Genomic DNA, 17828 nt, shown 5'->3' with positions numbered 1-17828 from the left:
GTCGTTCTGGCATCTTGACCGGGGGCATGGGCCTCCCTACTTTCAGGCCAAGCAGACGCATCCGGCCTTCATCCTCATGAATGCCGCCCATGCGGCTTTCAGCCAAGAGAATGGAGTGCATGATGGCGACGATTAAAATCAGTGACGCAAGCTTTGAAAATGATGTTTTGAAATCCGATAAGCCGGTTCTGGTGGATTTTTGGGCCGAATGGTGTGGCCCTTGCAAGATGATCGCCCCGGCTTTGGAAGAAATTTCCGGCGAGCGCGATGATCTGGTGATCGCCAAGATCAATATTGATGACAATCCCGAAACACCCACCCGCTTTGGCGTGCGCGGTATCCCCACGATGATCCTGTTTCACAAGGGCGAAGCGCAGGCCACCAAGGTGGGTGCTCTGCCAAAGCAACAGATCGCCAGCTGGATCGACGACGCCCTTTTGTGAGCCTGCGCCTTTGCTGATCGCATAAAATCACACGGCTCCAACGCCCGGTCATCCATGGCCGGGCGTTTTGCTTTTTAAACCGCTGGGAAAAAACCTTTTGCCATAAAAAAGGGGGGGCGCATCAGGCCCCCCCTTTGCCGCAAGGCATTGGCCCAGATCAGAAGCTGGAAATCAGCCGAACATAGGCCATGCGCCCACGGGGATCATGGGTGCGGCTTTCAAAGCCACCATCGGTATTGACGAAAGGCGGAGCATTATTAAAGAGATTGATCGCCCCCACCGCGATACTTGCGCCTTTCAGCGGACCATATTCACCAAAGCTATAGCCATATTGGGTATCAACCGTGGTGTGGCTTTTGATCTTGGAAAATTGCAGCCCGCCATCGCACAAAAGTGTTTCAGGATTGGGGCTTGAAAAATCCGCCGGGCTATCGCCGCCGCCGCAATTCTGATCATCCCTCAGGCTATCCGTGTAGCGCACGAAGGTCACAAAATTATGGCCGCCATTGCGATAACCAAGGGTGGCATTGAAGCGCAATTCCGGGATGGGAGCAGCAAAATTCTGCGAATTGCGCGAGCCCGCCGCATCGATGATGGCTTCGCCCACGCCCACGGGCGCCCGGTATTTATTGACATAGGTGCCTTCAATCCCGGCACGGAAGGTGCCGATATTGGTATCATAGCTGTAATTGACCGAAGCATCGACGCCATTGGTTTTAATCCCCGCCGCATTGATGAACTGCGTGCGAATAAAGGCGAGGCCGCCGGTTGGCCCAAGCACCACATCCCGACCCAAAAGCGTGGGATCAAAATTGGGATCGCTCTCGATCAACGCCCGGCGGGCCACTTCTTCGGGCTGCTGACGAACGATGATGTCATCGAAATCAAACTGCCAGAAATCAACATTCAATTCCAAACCGGCAATCGGTGTGGCCGTGAAGCCGACATTGAAATTGGTTGATTCTTCGGGCGCCAGTTCTTCATTCCCCACAGTATTGATGGCAATGAACGGCTGCCCGCCGGTGCGGGGATCTTCCACTGAATTGAGGCTGGTTTGATTGCCGAATTGCTGGAAGATCGAAGGGGCCCGAAAGGCAGTGCTGAAAGAGCCGCGCACCGAAAGCCAATCAGTGGGGGTATAAAGAACCGCGACCCGCGGATCGACGGAATCGCCAATGCTGCCGCCATAATCTTCAAAGCGCACGGCTGCGGAAATTTCCAGATTTTTGGTCACCGGGATCTGGGTTTCCGCAAAAAGCGCGTAAACATCCCGGCTTCGGTCAAAATCTTCAATTGCCGCAGTGACAAAGAGGAAATTGCCACGATTGGTATTGTCATCAAAATCCTGCGCCAGCCGATCCTCACGATATTGGAAACCAAAGGCCACACCCAAGGGGCCAGCGGGCAGATCAAAGGCCTTGCCCGCAATCACACCATCCAGAACCGTGAGATCGCTATCCCCTTCGAGATTGATATCACCGGTGATAAAATCCAGAACATCGCTGCTATTGCGGACTGGTACGAAAACCTGATTGCCCTGAGCATCCAAAACACCGGGCACCGGAACGGTTGCACTGGGATCAGCCAGAAAGCCCGAGCCGAAGGGATTATAGAAGAAGCAATTGCCAACGCCCGGCGTACCGGTAGCGGGATTACAATTCTGCCCGCCCAAGCCGTTCAGCGCCAGATTGGTTTGCAAATCAAGCCCATCGGAACTGTTCAGGCGATAATCATTGATGCCCCGGGTATAGCTGACATCATAATACCAGTTTTCCGAAATATCCCCCCGCATCCCGGCATTGATGCGATAGGTGTTATGGGCAAATGTATTGGGATTGGGATCATTGGTGAAGAAATCATCCACCTGCCCTGAGCCGGGGCTGCGGCCAACAAAGAAGAGCGCCGCACCGGTAAAGGGATTGAACGGATTGGTGGGGGCGATGAACAGGGGATCAATGATCGGGAAATTCGAGGTCTGGCGTGTGGCGCGATTGCGGGCATAGGTGAATTCACCATAAAATTCCGCTGCCTTGCTGAATTCATGGGTGAGGCTGGCATAGCCCTGTAACCGCGTTTCTTCAGGCACATGATTGAAATCACGGGCGAAATCAAATTGGCAAGTGCCATTGAATCCGCCGGTGCCATTGGGCAGAGCAATATTCACGCCTGTGCCCAGAAAGGGATCCTGCAGAGGCGCAAATTTCACATCGTCATCAAATTGCGCGGCTTCAGCGCATTGCGGATCGGGAACGATCACATTGCCCTGGCCCAAGGCCCCGAACAAAGCCGCCAACGCAGGCAGATCGGGATTGGATGGGTTCAATTGCGGAATGGGCGGCGAGAGTAAGATGAAATTGCCCGGTGTGCTGGTAATGCCCGATACGCTTTGGCCATTTACGCCACGGAAGGCTTCGGGGCGAAGATCACGCTCCCGCGTGGTCAGTGATGTGCGATCGAGATAGCTGGCCGCCACCACCATATGGGTGCGATCATTCCCGCCGCCGATGATGCCTTCAACCTTCAGGTCGTTTTGGCTATTATTGGTATTGCCCTGCCATTCGCCTTTCAGTTCCAGGCCTTCAAATTTGCTGCGGGTGATGAAATTGACAACACCGGCCACCGCATCCGAGCCATAGATGGCCGCCGCCCCATCCTTGAAAATTTCCGTGCGTTCCAAGGCGATCATCGGGATCAGGGAGGCGGTATCGACGAACAAAATTCCCTCATCGGTGGGCGCGGCCGAACTCACCTGCCGCTTGCCATTCAACAGCACAAGGGTGGAGGCAAGGCCAAGGCCGCGCAGATTGATCGATTCCGTGCCCGTGGTCAGATTCTGGGTAAAGGCATCGGGATTATTCTGCGCCCCATTATTGATGGTGAGGGTATTGGTGAGATCGGCGATATCGGCCGCCCCGATTTCCCGCAAATCATCCTGACCGATGATCGAGATGGGTGAGGGCCGTTCGGATTGGCGCGGCGAGCGGATATAGCTGCCGGTAACGGTGATTTCTTCAAGGCCGGCATCGTCCGCCACCGATTGCTGCGCTAAGGAAGGCACGGCCATCAGGGTGGCAAAGGACAAAGAGGCCAAAGCCGTTCCAAATTTTAAAGCATTGATCTTTTTCATGAGGTCCCCCTGGCGGGTTTATGACAAAATTAAATGAACTGAAGGCAGGGAAAGGGGGGCGCATCAGGCCCCCCGTGCATCAGAATTTGGTCAGCAGCCGCACATAAAGCACCCGGCCACGCGGATCATGGACCTTGCTGTCAAAGCCGCCATTGGTGTTGACCGAGGGCGGATCTTCCCCGGTGACATTGATGGCGCCAACCGTAACCCCCACATTCTCGGCGAAATCGAGATATTCGCCCAATTGCACGCTATATTGCAGATCGACCGTGAACTGGCTCGATACCCTGCCATTTTCCTCGCCCACAAAAGTGGCGGTGGGGCTGAGCTGATCATCATTATAATCATGGATATAGCGGCCGACGGCAAAAAAGCTGTGCGCGCCCATGGCCCAATTGATCCCGGTATTAAAGCGCAGGCGCGGCGTGGGATCGCCCACATTGCGGAAATTACGATTGCCAACACCCCGGATCTCGATCCCCAATGTGGGATCAAAGACATCATAATTGAAGATATAGGTGCCTTCGAAAAAGGGCGAGAACACCCCATAATCGCTATCCATCACATAGCGCAGATTAAGATCCACCCCATCGGTTTCGATGCTGGGTGCATTCACGAATTGCGTGTTCACCTGCGAGAGGAGCGGCAAGGCGGCCCCCAAGGGACGGACGAAAGGCGGGCTAAGAAGGGCGCCTGCACGCTGCAGCGGATTTTCGATCGCCCCTGCCGCATCCAGAAGCGCCTGAGCATTTTCCTTGACGATGGCATCGCGGAATTTGAAATTCCAGTAATCCACATCCACCGAAAGCCCCTCAAGGAAGGATGGCTCCCATGTGCCGCCCAGATTGAACTGACGCGATGTTTCAGGCTTCAGATTCTGATTGCCGGTCGTGAATTCGGCAATGAAGGCGGTATTGCCGAGCAGCGGATCGGTCAGCTGCGCCAAGGCCACGAAACCTTCGGTATTCTGCTGGAACAAGGATGGCGAGCGGAAAGAGGTGGAATAGGTGCCCCGCAATCTCAGATCCGGGGTGGGGGTGATCAGCACGCCCACCTTGGGATCGACGGTATCCCCCACATCATCAATATCTTCATAACGAACCGAAGAGCTGATTTCAAACCAGTTGGTGACCGGCAGATTGATTTCGGCAAAAACCGCAACCACATCGCGATCCGCCTCCCAATCATTGACCCGGGTACCCGCCCCGCTCACGAACAGGAAATTGCCATTATTGGAATTGGTATCGGCATTAACGGAAAATTCTTCATTCCGGAACTGCGCCCCAACGGCAAGGCCGATCTTGCCCCCCGGCAGGGTAATCGTATCGCCCAGATCGCCCGAGAGCACCGCATCGACCACCAGAAGATCGGAATCGATATCGATCAGATTACGGCCAAGAATGAAATCGAAAATCTCGTCGCTATTGGCTACGGGCACCGGCAGCCCGGTGGCCGGATTGATCACTGTGGCACCTTCAGGTGAGGTGAAGGACGAAGCAAAGGGATTGAAGAACTGGCAATTGCCAACCCCCGGCACGCCGGTCAGCGGATTACAGTTTTCCCCACCCAGGCCATTCAATGCAAAGAAGAATTCTGTGGCCAATGTGTCCTGAGCCGAGACCGTGAAATCATTTTGCGCGGCCACCAGATCGGTTTGCAACCGCCAGGTATCATTGATCGCCCAATCCAGCCCAACAACGGCCCGGAAGGTATCGGAATCATGGGTGCTATCAACCGGCTCGCCCTGACCCAAAGGCCGAACGAGGGAGATGGCATCCACCCCGAAAGGATTGAAAGGATTAGGCGCAATGGCCCGGGGATTATTGGGATCGCCAAAAGTGCCCGGCGCAAAACCCCCGGAAAAGCCCGGAATGGTTTGCGGAATCAGAACCGGGAAGGTGGGGGTGTTGCCCCGCTTGGCGCGATTGCGGGCAAATGAAAACTCGGAGAAAAATTCCAGATCATCGGTGATGCTGTAACCCACCTTGGCAAAACCCTGCAGGCGGGTTTCTTCGGGCACCAGATTAAAGAAATCACCAAAATCAAGACGACAGAAGCCAACCACCCCGGCCGGAATCCCAAAAGCCGGAACGGCAGCGGGCGGCAGGGAATTAGGATTGGCGGCACAGCCCGGATCGGCGAAAGCCGGCGTTTGCCCCGCGCCCACAAGGCCATTGAAAATAGCACCAAACAGCGGATTAGGCGGCGGCGCGGTGAGGATAAATGTGCCCGGCTGGCCGATAGAGCTGACATCCGGCCCGCCAAATTCCGACAGGCGCTTTTCGCCGGTGGTCAGCGATGTGCGATCCATAAAGCTGACAGCGGCCACGGCATAGCCACGATCAAACTGCACGCCGCCCATGCCTTCGATCTTCAGATCGGTTTGCGTGCCGGTATCCACCACGCCCTGATAATCGGCCCTGATTTCAAAGCCTTCAAAGCGATCCCGGGTGATGAAATTGACCACACCCGCCACCGCATCCGAGCCATAAAGCGTCGCCGCCCCATCCTTCAGGATTTCCATCCGTTCGATGGCGATCATCGGCACCAGCGACGAGGTATCCACGAAGCCCACCCCATCATCGGTGGTGGCCCCGCTCACCACCTGCCGACGGCCATTGAGCAGCACGAGAGTGGATGACACCCCAAGGCCGCGCAGATTGATATTGCTGGTTCCGGTGGAAAAATTCTGGGTAAAGGCGTCCGGGTTGTTTTGCGATCCCGTGTTGATCGTCAGGGTCTGGACGATATTGGCAATATTGGTGGCGCCGATCTTGTCGATATCCGCACTGCCGATCACCGAAATCGGCGAGGATTGGCTCACCCCGGAAGACCGGCGGATATAGCTGCCGGTGACGACGATTTCTTCAAGGCTGATTTCAGCCGGTTCTTCCTGCTGGGTTTGGGCCCAGGCGGAAGCAGACCCCAAAAGGCAAGCAGACGTTGCAAGTGCTGTCGTCGCCCGCAATACGGATTTTGCGTAAAACATAACCTCTCCCAAAATGACCCAAAACCACATGCAATTTTGTTTTTAAACCGCTTGCACCATGGTCGTTATTTCTTTTCTGGACCGAGATTGATGGACTGCCATGCGTCCGTCAAGTGGCTCTATACTGCGGATGAGAAGTAGTTGTCAGATTGCAACACCTGCCAAAAACGGCAAGAAGGATGCTTTGTTCTGGTTCTTGGGCTGTGCTTTTGTCTCAATCCATTCTGAGCAGATCCTATTCATTCCCATGACAAAGGCAGAGTCCATGAGCGAGAATACGACAGGACGACTTTCCGGCAAAGTTGCGTTGATAACCGGTGCAGGATCAGGGCTTGGTCGCGCCATGGCCCTGCTTTTTGCCCGTGAAGGGGCGAAGGTCATCGCCACCGATATCAATGAAAAAAGCGCCCAAAGCGTTGCCCAAGAGATTGGCGATAAAGCTTTATTTCTGCATCAGGACGTGACAGATGAAGCCCGCTGGGACAGCGTGATCAGCGAAGGTTGCGCCCATTTTGGTGGACTTGACATTCTCGTGAACAATGCCGGAATCGGGGGGATGGGATCGGTGGAAAACACCTCCACCAAGGATTGGCGGCGCATGCATGAGGTGGATCTCGACAGTGTTTTCTTTGGCTGCCGCGCCGCCCTGCCGGCCTTGCGCCAAAGCAAAAGCGCTTCGATCATCAATATCTCGTCGATTGCCGGAATTCTGGCGGATGGCAATATGGCCTCTTATTGCTCATCAAAGGCGGCGGTGCGGCACCTCACAAAATCGGTAGGCCTTCATTGTGCACGCAATCGCTATCCGGTCCGCTGCAATTCTCTGCATCCCGCTTTCATCGATACGGCGATTCTGGATGATGTGATTCCCGGCATGCCGCGCGATGTTTTATTGGAAAAACTGGCCAGGGGAAATCCCATGGGCCGGGTGGGTGAACCCATGGATGTGGCCTATGCTGCCCTGTTTCTGGCCAGCGATGAAGCCAAATTCATCAATGCCAGCGAATTGCTGATCGATGGCGGCCTCAGTGCTCAATAAATGGGCTCAATGAATGGGCTCAATGAATGGAAAGGATCAGCCGCAACTGAAAAGGGGGCCTGATCAGTGATCAAGCCCCCTTACCCCGCCCCATTCTGTTCAAATTACGAGATTGTTCAAAACTCAAGGCCACTCAAAACTCAAAGCCACTCAAAACTCAGGGCTGCTCAAAATTGAGGGCTGCCGTGCCCGCAGCCTTCTGGCTGAAATCGGCATCCCCCCATAATTCAGGATGATCGCGCAACATCGGCGCCCCCAAAAGCGGCTTGTTCACGCCCTGATGGCAGGTGCTGCAATTGACCTTCGCCACATCACCCAAAGGCCCCAGCCGATTTTCGGGAAAAACGTCTGTGAGCGGCTTCAGATGATCCTGATTAAGCATCCGGGTCATCTGGATGCCATGCCAGGCAGTGGTCCGCTGGGGCGGGCTTTGCGTCCAATCGCCAAAGCTGCGGCTATTATGGCAGAAGGTGCAATTCACCCCCAGGCTCTGGCTCATATGGATCATCAGGGCATAGGTTTTCTCGGTCTGCTGGATCGGGGCATCATGGGCTCCGGGCAAAGCCTTGGGGGCCGCAATGCGGATCGCCTCATCATCAAGCAGATAAGCGCTGAAGGGATCGGCAGGCAAGGAGCTGTAATTGATCGCGGCTACCGGATGATTCTGGCCACCATCCCAGCCCACCATCTTCGTTGTGGGTGGTGGGGCGGCAAACCAGATATTGGCGGGCACCGGCTCGCCACGATGGCAGCTATAGCAGGTGACCCCGGTCTGGCTCACATGATCGCCCCAATCGCTATTGATCTGGCGGGTCATGGAAATCATCGACCGGGCAACGACCTTGGTATAAACACTGTCGTCCGCCAGATTTTCGGGATTATGGCAATAGTTGCAGCCCTGTTCGGGTGGGGCCACCCATTCGGTGATATGGGCCATCAACCGATCAAACTGATCGGCGGTCAGATCCCCCAGCACCTGAACATTCTGATAAATCTCGGTCGCCATCGGCCCATCGGCGGGCACCGGATCATAGATCGGCGGCGGCACCTCATTGAGCTTCACCAAAAGCGCATCGAGCCTTGGATTGCTCACCTGCTCCATCCCCGTGCCCCGATAGCCGATCTGCTGGCTATCAAGGGGGGGCACATCCACGGGATCATCGCAGGCGGCAAGCCCTAAGGGCACGATCAGCATCGTGATCAGCCCCGTTGTGCGTGCCCACCGGCCCGACACAGGATTTCTCTTGTCTATGAATGACATCACTGGCCTCCTGTGGCGGCGGGATCGACGGCGGGGGTGTAAACTTCGGGATAGGTTGGGGCCAGCCCATGTTTCACCGCCCAAAGATACCAGTTATCCACGGCCGTTCCGGTGAGCAAAATCCCGATTCCGCCGGTGAGAGTGCATAAAACCGCAAACCACCAGGCCCAGCGATGGATCGATTCCATGCTGGCATTAAAGCCCATGGTCCAGCGCCAGAAAAGGCCCGCGCGTTCCGATGCCGTGCCGCGATCAACGATCTGTTCGATTTCACGCTCACCGCCAAAGCGGCTGACCGCCAGAATGGTGGCTGCATGCATGGCAAAGAGAAGGGTCGAGCCATATAGAAAGACGATCGACAGCATATGGAAGGGATTATAGAACAAATTGCCATAACGCAGGGAAAAAGCCGCCGTCCAATCCAGATGCGGGAAAATCCCGAAGGGCACGGCTTCCGACCAGCTGCCCATCAATAAAGGCCGAATGAAGCCCAGCACCAGATAAAGCCAGATTGCCGCGCCAAAGGCCCAGGCTACATGGGTGCCCATGCCCAGCTGAACCGCCCGGCGATAGGTGCGCACCCACCATAAAATGATCGATGCGGTGAGGAAGAACCCGGCAATCAGCCACCATCCCCCTTCATTGAGGGGCGGAATGCCAATGCCATGTTCAGGCGATGGGGCCTCTAAGGCCAACCAGGGTAATTGCCGGACGAATTCCACCGGATCCCATCCCACCGAAGCCCACATATTGAGCCCGATGATCTCGAAAGCGACAAATCCGCAAACCAAAGACATCAGACCAAGCCAACCGAGATAGATCGGCCCGATCTGCGCATCACCAAGGGCACCCAGCCAATAAACGAAGCCACCCTTGCCTACACGCGGTTCATTTCCCGCACCCAGGGGAACACCGGGATAAACCGGGCCTCTGATCTGAACCTGTGTGAAGATATTTTGATAATCAGCCATCATCGCCCCCTCAGGACCATACCGGCAGCTTCAGCCACCAATCCCAGAATTCCGGCCATCCGCGTGTCCAGAAAGGACCACTGATGACAATGCAAACGGCGCTCCAGAATCCCGCACTCAGCGCCAGAAACAGGCCAAGGCGATGAATGCCCAGCGGCCCGATGGAGTATCCCATGACATCCCGGAAAAAGGTGTTTTCATGCTCTGCCGTTTTCACCGGTTCGCCTTTGCGCGGATTGGTGGACGACAAGATCAGGGAGCCGTGCAGCGCCAGAGCGAATGTCGTGGCGAAAAAGAAGCTGACGGCGATCATATGGGCGGGATTATAGTGGAAATGCAGATATTGGTAGCCCACATTGGACACCCAATCGAGATGCGAAATAATGCCATAGGGAAAACCATGCCCCCAGGCACCCAGCAAAAGCGGCCTGAAAACCACCAAAGTCACATAAGCGAAAATGGCAAAGCCAAAGGCGATGGGCACATGATAGCCGATCCCCAGTTTTCGGCAGATTTCCACTTCGCGCAAAGCCCATGAAACAAAGGACCCGATGGCGCAAATGGTGATGACCTGCCACAGCCCGCCTTCCTTGAGTGGGGCGAGGCCTAAGCCATATTCCAGATCCGGTGGCGCGATACTGATCTGCCACAGATTCCAGGTTGGCCCCAAAGCCGCCCCATAAACGATGAGGGCGGTTCCCAAAGCCGTAAAAAAGAGGGTGGTGATGCCAAAAAAGCCGACATAAAACGGTCCGAACCAAAAGTCGAACAGATCGCCGCCAACCAACGTTCCACCACGTACGCGATATTTTCTCTCGAAACTGAGCAAAGCCATGGTTGCTATCTCCGATCTGTCAAAGCAATCGTGCAATTACGCTCGCTTATACCGTTTCATGGGGTGGCAACGGGCCGGGGGGCACATTTGTGCCACACCGTGCCGCCCGTTGACGTTTTCTGCAGCCCTTTTGGGGCCGGATATCGGATCAGATCCTGCGATCCTCTGATCAGGCAAAGCCCGCCATACGCGCCACCTGCATGGCCGAAGCTGCCGGACCTTCGATCCAATTGAACCGATCGGTGCTGAGCAAGATGAAATGAATCAAAATCGCCAGCACGAATAAAAACACGAACAAAGCGATCAAAGACCGTCTTGGATCGAATAAAAGCCAAACGCGCCACATGATGCGTCCTCCTTGTGATCAGCCGAAAATCGGCAATGCGGTTAAGGCAAGCTGAGCGCCTTCGATAAGCGAACTATATCCGCCTTCGCCGGGCAGCCACGGACGCCACATCCACACAAGAACATGCGCAACAATGGCAATCACGGTGAACAGGATGAAGCTTTGCATGAAGATGCGATGAAATTCCTTCGCCTCATCTTCAGACAGCCCCGAAAGGGAGCCGCCTCCTGGTGTTGTACTCATTCGTTTCTCTCCTTTTTAAGGCCGCAGCCTTGTGCGGACATCCGCACGGGTGACAAAGGGATGGGGGTCGAGTATCGGGGCGCCGATCATCCCATTGCCCGAAAAAGCGCCCCTACCACGACATGAAAGCATAAGGTATGCACGCATGCGCCTTCTCCCGCGCCTCACGGAAAACCGTGCGGCGGGGGCCGTGTTCCTGCGCCCGCGCGGTAAAGGGTGAAACCACCCGCGCAAGCAAAACTGCCAAAAGAAATATCCAGAAGGTGGCATAAAGGGTGAGCCGCATGGCCAGAACATCACGGCGTCGGTCATCGCTTACCGCCGGTCCTGTTTGTGCCAGATCAACCATATCACTCTCCCTCGTCCTGTTTCCGGCGGGCCCATGCCGCACCGGTGGTCCAATGCTTAAAAAGCGCCGGACATCTGTGTTTTCGCACTCAAAACGGTCTCGACCGTCACCTGCGCATCACCCTGTTCCCGACACAGCCTTTCGGCCACATCGCGCAAACGGCGGGCCGCCGATATGCGGGTCAGCACGGAATGTTCCGCCACCAGGCTATCGAGCAGGGCGCGGGCTTCCTGCTCCCAATCCACATTTTTCCGCAGCTTGGCCGGGGTTGGGGTGCCGCCATCCATATCCTTGGCCAAAGGCAGAATATGAAACAGCACATCAAACAATGCGTTGCACACTTCCTGCACCAGATAGCAGGCACCGGAATATCCCATGAAAGGCGTGCCGGTGTGCCGCCGGATGATCCCGCCGGGAAAAGATGCCGGAATATAGGCCGACCGTCCGCCCCGTTCGGCGATATACATGCGTTCATTATAGCTGCCGAACACCATCACCGGAGCGGTGCGGGCAATCGCTTCGCGCACGGCGGCATTATCGGGCTTTTGGCCGGCCACCCTTGAAAAACTGAAACAGCAGGGCAGGCCCATTTCCTCTTCCAGAAAATTGCGCACGCCCCGGCTATAGGTATCGGTGGCAACAATGCCGAAATTGGCGGTAGCAAAAAAATCCTGGGTCACCGACCGCCACAAATCCCAGATCGGCTTTAAGGTTGTGTTCTTTTCACGGGTGATGAAGGGTTCGGGATCAAGGCCGAGCAATTCCCCCAAAGTCCGCAGGAATTTGCTGGTGCTGTGCAGGCCGATGGGCGCCTGCAAATAGGGCTTTTCAAGGGATTCACACAGCAGGCGGCCAAATTCGCGATATAGGCAGATATTGACATCCGCATCCACCAGCCGCTTCACATCCGACAGATGCGAACCCAGCGGGAACACCATCGAAACCTCGGCCCCGATGCCTTCAACAAGGCGGCGGATTTCCGCCAGATCCGATGGCATATTGAAGCTGCCATAGATCGGGCCGATGATATTGACTTTGGGCGTCTCCCCCTCGGCGCGTTTTTTGGGCTTGGGCATCTTGCCGCCCTTGGCGCCATATTGGGTCCACAGCCAGTTCATCGCGCGATCCGCGCTTTGCCACTGATCCTCATCGATGGTGCGCGGCAAGAATCTTTGGATATTGGTGCCTTGGGGGGTGACCCCGCCGCCGATCATCTCGGCGATCGAGCCGGTCACCACCACCGCGGGCTGATCGGGATCAAGGGTTTTATGAGCCCGGCGCATCGCATCTTCGGTGCCATGCTGGCCAAGCTCATCTTCGCCCAAACCGGTGACAACGATGGGCAATTCATGGGGCGGCAGGGCATCGGTATAATGCAAAACCGATGTGACGGGCAGATTTTCACAGCCCACCGGTCCATCGATGATCACCTGCAATCCCTTGATCGCAGAAAAAACATAAACCGAGCCCCAATAGCCGCCCGCGCGATCATGATCGAGAACAAGCATCAGCCCACCTCCGCATCAATGATGCTGCCGGTGGTCCGTTCGGCCGGCTTTGCTTTGGATGGCGCGGCTTTGGCGGGCAGGCGGGGGGTATCTTCCCAGATGCCTGCGGCATAGCCGGTGCCCACACCTTCAAAAAACCGCTCCATCACATCGAAGCGATCCTTATTCCCCATGGCGCCCATCACCACCTGCGCCAGCGATCCCGCCCCCGCCGGGCCCATCAATGGCCGGGCCGAGATGAGATTGGTGAAATAAAGGGCGGGAATGCCGCGCTCTTTGGCTTTTTGCACCACCGGGGTCGTGCCGATGGCGAGATCCGGTTCAAAAGCCTCCATGGCCGCCAGATCCTGCTCCAATGAAGCGCGATAGCCAATCTCAACACCCTTTGCCAACAGCCAATCGCGATCATCATCCGACCAGGGCGTGCGCGGGCAGGCAGTGCCCACATAGCGCACATCGGCCCCGCTTTCGATCAGCAGGCGGGCAACCAGCAATTCCGATCCCTCATAGCCCGAAAGGGTGATCCGGCCCTTGATGGGATGATCGGCCAAAGCCGCACGGATCGCGGGCAAGGCCTTGTTTTGCGCCTCGGCCAGTTTATCCGGTGCAATCCCACAAAGGCCCGCAGCCGCTTCAAGCCAGGCGGCCGTGCCATCCACACCCACCGGAGCCGAGCCGAACACCGGGCGGCCAGCGGCTTCAAACTCGCGCACCGAAGCCGTGTAAAAAGGATGAATGGCGGCCACCGCCGCGCAATCAAGGGCGCTGTATAATTCCCGCCATTCCCGCGTTGGCACCACCGGTCCGGCGGCCAGCCCCATGGGTTCGAGCAATTGATTGATACTCATGGGATCAACGGGGAACATTTCGCCCAGTAAGGTGATGGTGGGCAGATCTTCGCGGCGACTTTCCGGAGCCTGTACCGGCCCGCTCATAATTTCGGCGCGGGCATAAGCCAGCATGGCCCCGGCCAGCACATCCTTGGCTTCGGCATGGGTGGGCACCCCAAAACCGGGCACATCAATCCCCACCACCCGCACGCCATTGATCGATTTGGGCAGCAGGCGCAAAGGCACGCCCGAAGCCGTGGGCACACATAAATTGGTAACGATGATGGTATCATAAAGCGCCGGATCGGCGAGATCGTGGACGGCATCCTTGATATCTTCAAAAAGCTTGCCAGTGACCAGCGTTTCCGAATTGAACGGCACATAACCCACGGTGCGCCGGGCCCCGTAAAAATGCGATGTGAAGGTGAGGCCGTACACGCAGCAGGCCGAGCCGGATAAAACCGTGGCCGTGCGCCGCATCCGCAATCCCACCCGCAGGCTGCCGAATGCCGGACACATGCTTTGGGGCTTATCATGGGGGCCTGCCGGATAATCGGCAGCATAGCGCTCAAGCACGGCGCTGTTGCCCGCCGCCTTTGCCTTCGCCCGCATTTTTTCAGCACCATTATGGCACGATGCCTCGGCTGCCGGGTCTTCAGACTTAGCCGGGGGCGGATCGATCTGAGCCAGTCCGCCCGGGCCTGCCGGATCAGACTTTTTCATAAATCACCTCCAGCGAGGGTTTGATTTTCACTTCACCGCCACACATATCGGCAAGGGTTGCGGGCTTCAGCACCACATCGCGGCCAACGCTATCGGCGGAAAACAGATCAAGAAGACCATCCTGATCCAAAGGCGTGGGGCGAAGCGGCGGCGCCGATGCCGTCTGCGCGGCCAGATCCTCGAACAGCGAAGCCCAAGGACTGCCGGGCATGCCGACGATCTGGTAATTGGCGGATTTGCGACGGATATCCTCATCCTGAGGAATCGCGGCCAGAACCGGAATGCCGACCTGATCGGCAAAAGCCTGCGCTTCGCCGGTGCCATCATCCTTGTTGATGACCAACCCCGCGACCCCCACATTGCCGCCCAGATTGCGGAAATAATCCACCGCCGAGCACACATTATTGGCCACATAAAGGGATTGCAGATCATTGGAGGCCACCACGATCACCTTCTGGCACAGATCACGGGCGATCGGCAGGCCAAAGCCGCCGCACACCACATCCCCCAGAAAATCGAGCAGCACATAATCGAAATCCCATTCATGAAATCCCAGCTTTTCCAAAAGCTCGAAGCCATGAATGATGCCGCGTCCGCCACAGCCGCGCCCCACTTCGGGGCCGCCCAATTCCATAGCAAAAACCCCATCGCGCATGAAGCACACATCGCCGATGGCCACATCTTCGCCAGCCAGCTTTTTCTTTGACGATGTTTCAATGATGGTGGGGCAGCTTCGTCCGCCAAAGAGCAGCGACGTGGTATCGCTTTTGGGATCGCAGCCAATCAGCAAAACCCGTTTGCCCTGCTGCGCCATCATATAAGACAGATTGGCAAGGGTAAAACTCTTGCCGATCCCACCCTTGCCATAAATGGCAATGACCTGGGTTTTTTTATCCGAACGGTTTCCCACCGGCGGCTCTGACTCGTGAAAACTATCGAGCGGGCTCATCTGATGGACCTCCAATCCAATATCATTTTAAGGCATGCCGGATCGCCGAACGCGGTCCGATAAGCATCATCGGCCTGACGAATGTCGGCCCGATGGGTGATCAGATCATCAAGGGATAAAGCCCGTGATGAAATCAGGGTCATGACCGCCGCCAGATCATCAGGCGTCCATTGCGCCGCGATCCGCAAACGGGCTTCGCGCATGAAGGCGGGGGGGAAGGAAAAAGACAAAGGCCGGGCATAGAAACCGGCCAGATTGATGATGCCGCCCGGAGCGAGCCGGGCAATTAAACGATCCAGAATGGCGCTATCGCCGCTGACATCGCAAATACTGTGATAATCGGTTTTCGGGTCATCATCGGGATGCACCACCTGATAACCCACTCCACCCCCGCGGCGGCCCGCATCCAATTCCCACACCATGGGATGGCCGCCGGCCTGCACCGCCAGCCGGGCGATCAGGCGGCCCAAAACCCCATGCCCGATGATCAGATCGGGCAGCGGTTCGATTGGCTGTTTGGGGAAGATAGCGTGATAGGCGGTGGCGGCCAGAGCCATTAAAATGCCCTGTTCCCCCAGATCAACACCCACCCGATCTTTGCTTAAGGAAATACAGCGATCAGCGGCAACCACCAGATGCGAAGCGGTCCCCCCAAACAGGCCCCTGACATCGCCAAAGCAATTGGCCCCGGGAACGAAAACCGCATCGCCCGTCTTATATCCGGTGGCCGATCCGGCCTCCAGAACATGGCCGACCGACTCATAACCCGGCACCAGAGGATAGCCCATGCCGGGAAAATCGGGCATGTCGCCGCTCCACAAAAGCCGTTCGGTGCCGGTGCTGATGCCGCTATAGCGGGTTTCAACCACAAGATCGGCATCATTGGGATCAACCAATGGCAGGGCCCGCAAGCCCAGCTGCTTTGGTTTTTCCAGAACGATTGCCATGCTCTCCATCTTGTTTTCGCTCCTTCAGCCTGTTCCTGCTGTGATGCCCTTGTCTGCTCGGGCCTGATCAGGGAATCGGCTTTCTGTGTGTAAGTTTAAAGTGACAGTTTGATTTGTCAACTTTATATGACGCATGGAGATGTCATATTTCAAGAAAACCCGGCGATGAGGATTATTTCCGGGCCAGCAAAAGCCGGGTGATCATGGGCTGAGCGGTTTTTTTCTCGGCGATTTGGCTAAATCCGGCGGTGGCCAGCATCGCTTTCAGGCGATCCGCCCGGCGCGGCTTGCCTTGCCCCATGGCCAGCAGATAAATCCCGAAATAGGCATCGCCCATGGCCCGCGCGCCCTTTGTATCGGCCATTGGCTCGGCCAGTAAAAGGCGCCCCCCCGGGGGCAGGGCTTCATAAGCGGCGGCCAAAAGCCGCTCTACGATCGCATCTTCATGATCATGCAAAATGCGCACGAAACAGATGAGATCAGCCCCCTTTGGCAAGGGATCGCGGGTAAAATCACCGCCCACACAAGACAGCCTTTGGGCGGCCACCAGATCGGATCGGGCATCGCCCGCCCGCGCCGCCACATCGGGCAAATCAAAAAGAATCAAGCGGGCATCCCGGGCTTTTTGGGCGACATGCGCCAAAAACACCCCCTCGCCCCCACCCACATCAAGAATCACCTGATGCCTGTGCACGGGATAAGCGGCCAGCACCTGTTCAGCGATCATATCCTGGGATGCGGCCATCAAGGCGCTGTAGCGGGCAACCGATTTTGCATCCGGCTTTGGGTGATTCGCACCCCCGCCCTTTTGGGCATAGGCCCAGAATGCGCCCAGTTCGGTGCGGTGCTGTGGATTGCGAAACAGGGCCACGGGATCGGCCAGATCGCGATACAGCATATCATGATGGGCGATCATCGCCAGCAGGCCCCGATCCCCCACAAGGCTCGCCCCCAGCGCCCCCAAAGCATAAGACTCACCCTCAACCCGATCAATCAGATCAAGGGCAACCCCGGCATCCAAAAGCCGCCGGGCGGCTTCGATCTCAAGCCCATTGGCACGGGCCAGCGCCTGCAGCGGCACCGGGCCATCCGCCAATTGCTCAAACAGATCAAGGGCGACCAAAGCCGCCAGAATCTGGGAATAAACAAAGCCCGCGCACAGATCGAAAAGCGCCGCCGCCCTTTTGCGGGCAACCGCCCGGGTGAGGGGAAAGCGCGCGGCCTGAAAACGAAAGCGGCGACTGGCTAAAAGCCGATTGCGCAGGCGA

15 protein-coding genes are annotated in these 17828 nt (G+C 56.7%); 2 read left to right on the top strand and 13 right to left on the bottom strand.

Annotated features, from left to right (window positions below; all coding sequences use genetic code 11):
* Positions 1-110 precede the first annotated feature (110 nt).
* Positions 111-443: a thioredoxin gene (trxA, locus tag QK300_RS01490; protein WP_081837021.1), complete on the top strand. Its 333-nt coding sequence runs from the start codon at positions 111-113 to the stop codon at positions 441-443.
* Positions 444-600: 157 nt separating this feature from the next.
* Here the strand turns inward: trxA and QK300_RS01485 are convergent, their stop codons facing one another.
* Together QK300_RS01485 and QK300_RS01480 are read right to left on the bottom strand one after the other, a co-directional pair.
* Complete coding sequence (locus QK300_RS01485) at positions 601-3570, bottom strand: TonB-dependent receptor (protein WP_281299755.1); 2970 nt, start codon at positions 3568-3570, stop codon at positions 601-603.
* Positions 3571-3649: 79 nt separating this feature from the next.
* Complete coding sequence (locus QK300_RS01480; protein ID WP_281320803.1) at positions 3650-6559, bottom strand: TonB-dependent receptor; 2910 nt, start codon at positions 6557-6559, stop codon at positions 3650-3652.
* 265 nt (positions 6560-6824) lie between these two features.
* On the opposite strand from QK300_RS01480, the gene QK300_RS01475 reads away from it, so the two are divergent.
* The gene (locus tag QK300_RS01475; RefSeq protein ID WP_281299757.1) at positions 6825-7598 is read left to right on the top strand and encodes a glucose 1-dehydrogenase; all 774 of its coding nucleotides are present in this window, start codon (positions 6825-6827) and stop codon (positions 7596-7598) included.
* Positions 7599-7755: 157 nt separating this feature from the next.
* Here QK300_RS01475 and pufC read toward each other — a convergent pair whose 3' ends face one another.
* The 11 genes from pufC to QK300_RS01420 form a co-directional block, all read right to left on the bottom strand.
* A complete protein-coding gene (gene pufC, locus QK300_RS01470; protein WP_281299758.1) occupies positions 7756-8832 on the bottom strand; it encodes a photosynthetic reaction center cytochrome PufC in 1077 nt (358 codons plus the stop codon).
* Between the two features lie 26 nt (positions 8833-8858).
* Positions 8859-9830, bottom strand: coding sequence for a photosynthetic reaction center subunit M (gene pufM / locus QK300_RS01465; protein ID WP_281299759.1), 972 nt, complete (start codon positions 9828-9830; stop codon positions 8859-8861).
* A 10-nt stretch (positions 9831-9840) separates the two neighbouring features.
* Positions 9841-10665, bottom strand: a complete 825-nt coding sequence (pufL, locus tag QK300_RS01460) for a photosynthetic reaction center subunit L (RefSeq protein ID WP_042083789.1) — start codon at positions 10663-10665, stop codon at positions 9841-9843.
* Positions 10666-10834: 169 nt separating this feature from the next.
* Positions 10835-11011 carry a light-harvesting antenna LH1, alpha subunit gene (gene pufA / locus QK300_RS01455; protein ID WP_081837023.1) on the bottom strand — a complete coding sequence of 59 codons (177 nt, stop codon included), beginning with the start codon at positions 11009-11011 and terminating at the stop codon, positions 10835-10837.
* Between the two features lie 18 nt (positions 11012-11029).
* Entirely contained in the window at positions 11030-11254 is a 225-nt protein-coding gene (gene pufB, locus QK300_RS01450) for a light-harvesting antenna LH1, beta subunit (protein WP_281299760.1), read from the bottom strand.
* A 112-nt stretch (positions 11255-11366) separates the two neighbouring features.
* On the bottom strand, positions 11367-11603 hold the full coding sequence (locus QK300_RS01445; protein WP_281299761.1) for a hypothetical protein: 237 nt from the start codon (positions 11601-11603) through the stop codon (positions 11367-11369).
* 56 nt (positions 11604-11659) lie between these two features.
* A complete protein-coding gene (bchZ, locus tag QK300_RS01440) occupies positions 11660-13111 on the bottom strand; it encodes a chlorophyllide a reductase subunit Z (RefSeq protein ID WP_281299762.1) in 1452 nt (483 codons plus the stop codon).
* Positions 13111-14553, bottom strand: a complete 1443-nt coding sequence (gene bchY, locus QK300_RS01435; protein WP_348651804.1) for a chlorophyllide a reductase subunit Y — start codon at positions 14551-14553, stop codon at positions 13111-13113. Before bchY ends, bchZ begins: the two co-directional genes overlap by 1 nt.
* 97 nt (positions 14554-14650) lie before the next feature.
* Positions 14651-15613 (bottom strand): chlorophyllide a reductase iron protein subunit X, encoded by a 963-nt coding sequence (locus tag QK300_RS01430; RefSeq protein ID WP_281299764.1) that lies wholly within the window; start codon positions 15611-15613, stop codon positions 14651-14653.
* Complete coding sequence (gene bchC / locus QK300_RS01425; protein ID WP_281299765.1) at positions 15610-16569, bottom strand: chlorophyll synthesis pathway protein BchC; 960 nt, start codon at positions 16567-16569, stop codon at positions 15610-15612. Before bchC ends, QK300_RS01430 begins: the two co-directional genes overlap by 4 nt.
* Before the next feature lie 163 nt (positions 16570-16732).
* A complete protein-coding gene (locus QK300_RS01420; protein WP_348651803.1) occupies positions 16733-17824 on the bottom strand; it encodes a methyltransferase in 1092 nt (363 codons plus the stop codon).
* Positions 17825-17828 lie beyond the last annotated feature (4 nt).

The organism is Iodidimonas sp. MBR-22 (assembly GCF_029946565.1).
Classification (GTDB): domain Bacteria; phylum Pseudomonadota; class Alphaproteobacteria; order Sphingomonadales; family Rhodothalassiaceae; genus Iodidimonas; species Iodidimonas nitroreducens.
This window is presented reverse-complemented; position numbering and strand designations above follow the sequence as displayed.

Excerpts from the sequence above, each read along its gene's own strand:
- QK300_RS01475 (WP_281299757.1), top strand. The coding sequence starts at position 6,825 with ATGAGCGAGAATACGACAGGACGACTTTCCGGCAAAGTTGCGTTGATA.
- QK300_RS01430 (WP_281299764.1), bottom strand. The coding sequence starts at position 15,613 with ATGAGCCCGCTCGATAGTTTTCACGAGTCAGAGCCGCCGGTGGGAAAC.
- bchZ (WP_281299762.1), bottom strand. The coding sequence starts at position 13,111 with ATGCTTGTTCTCGATCATGATCGCGCGGGCGGCTATTGGGGCTCGGTT.
- QK300_RS01485 (WP_281299755.1), bottom strand. The coding sequence starts at position 3,570 with ATGAAAAAGATCAATGCTTTAAAATTTGGAACGGCTTTGGCCTCTTTG.
- QK300_RS01445 (WP_281299761.1), bottom strand. The coding sequence starts at position 11,603 with ATGGTTGATCTGGCACAAACAGGACCGGCGGTAAGCGATGACCGACGC.
- pufL (WP_042083789.1), bottom strand. The coding sequence starts at position 10,665 with ATGGCTTTGCTCAGTTTCGAGAGAAAATATCGCGTACGTGGTGGAACG.
- pufB (WP_281299760.1), bottom strand. The coding sequence starts at position 11,254 with ATGAGTACAACACCAGGAGGCGGCTCCCTTTCGGGGCTGTCTGAAGAT.
- bchY (WP_348651804.1), bottom strand. The coding sequence starts at position 14,553 with ATGCGGGCGAAGGCAAAGGCGGCGGGCAACAGCGCCGTGCTTGAGCGC.
- bchC (WP_281299765.1), bottom strand. The coding sequence starts at position 16,569 with ATGGAGAGCATGGCAATCGTTCTGGAAAAACCAAAGCAGCTGGGCTTG.
- pufA (WP_081837023.1), bottom strand. The coding sequence starts at position 11,011 with ATGTGGCGCGTTTGGCTTTTATTCGATCCAAGACGGTCTTTGATCGCT.
- QK300_RS01480 (WP_281320803.1), bottom strand. The coding sequence starts at position 6,559 with ATGTTTTACGCAAAATCCGTATTGCGGGCGACGACAGCACTTGCAACG.
- pufM (WP_281299759.1), bottom strand. The coding sequence starts at position 9,830 with ATGGCTGATTATCAAAATATCTTCACACAGGTTCAGATCAGAGGCCCG.
- trxA (WP_081837021.1), top strand. The coding sequence starts at position 111 with ATGGAGTGCATGATGGCGACGATTAAAATCAGTGACGCAAGCTTTGAA.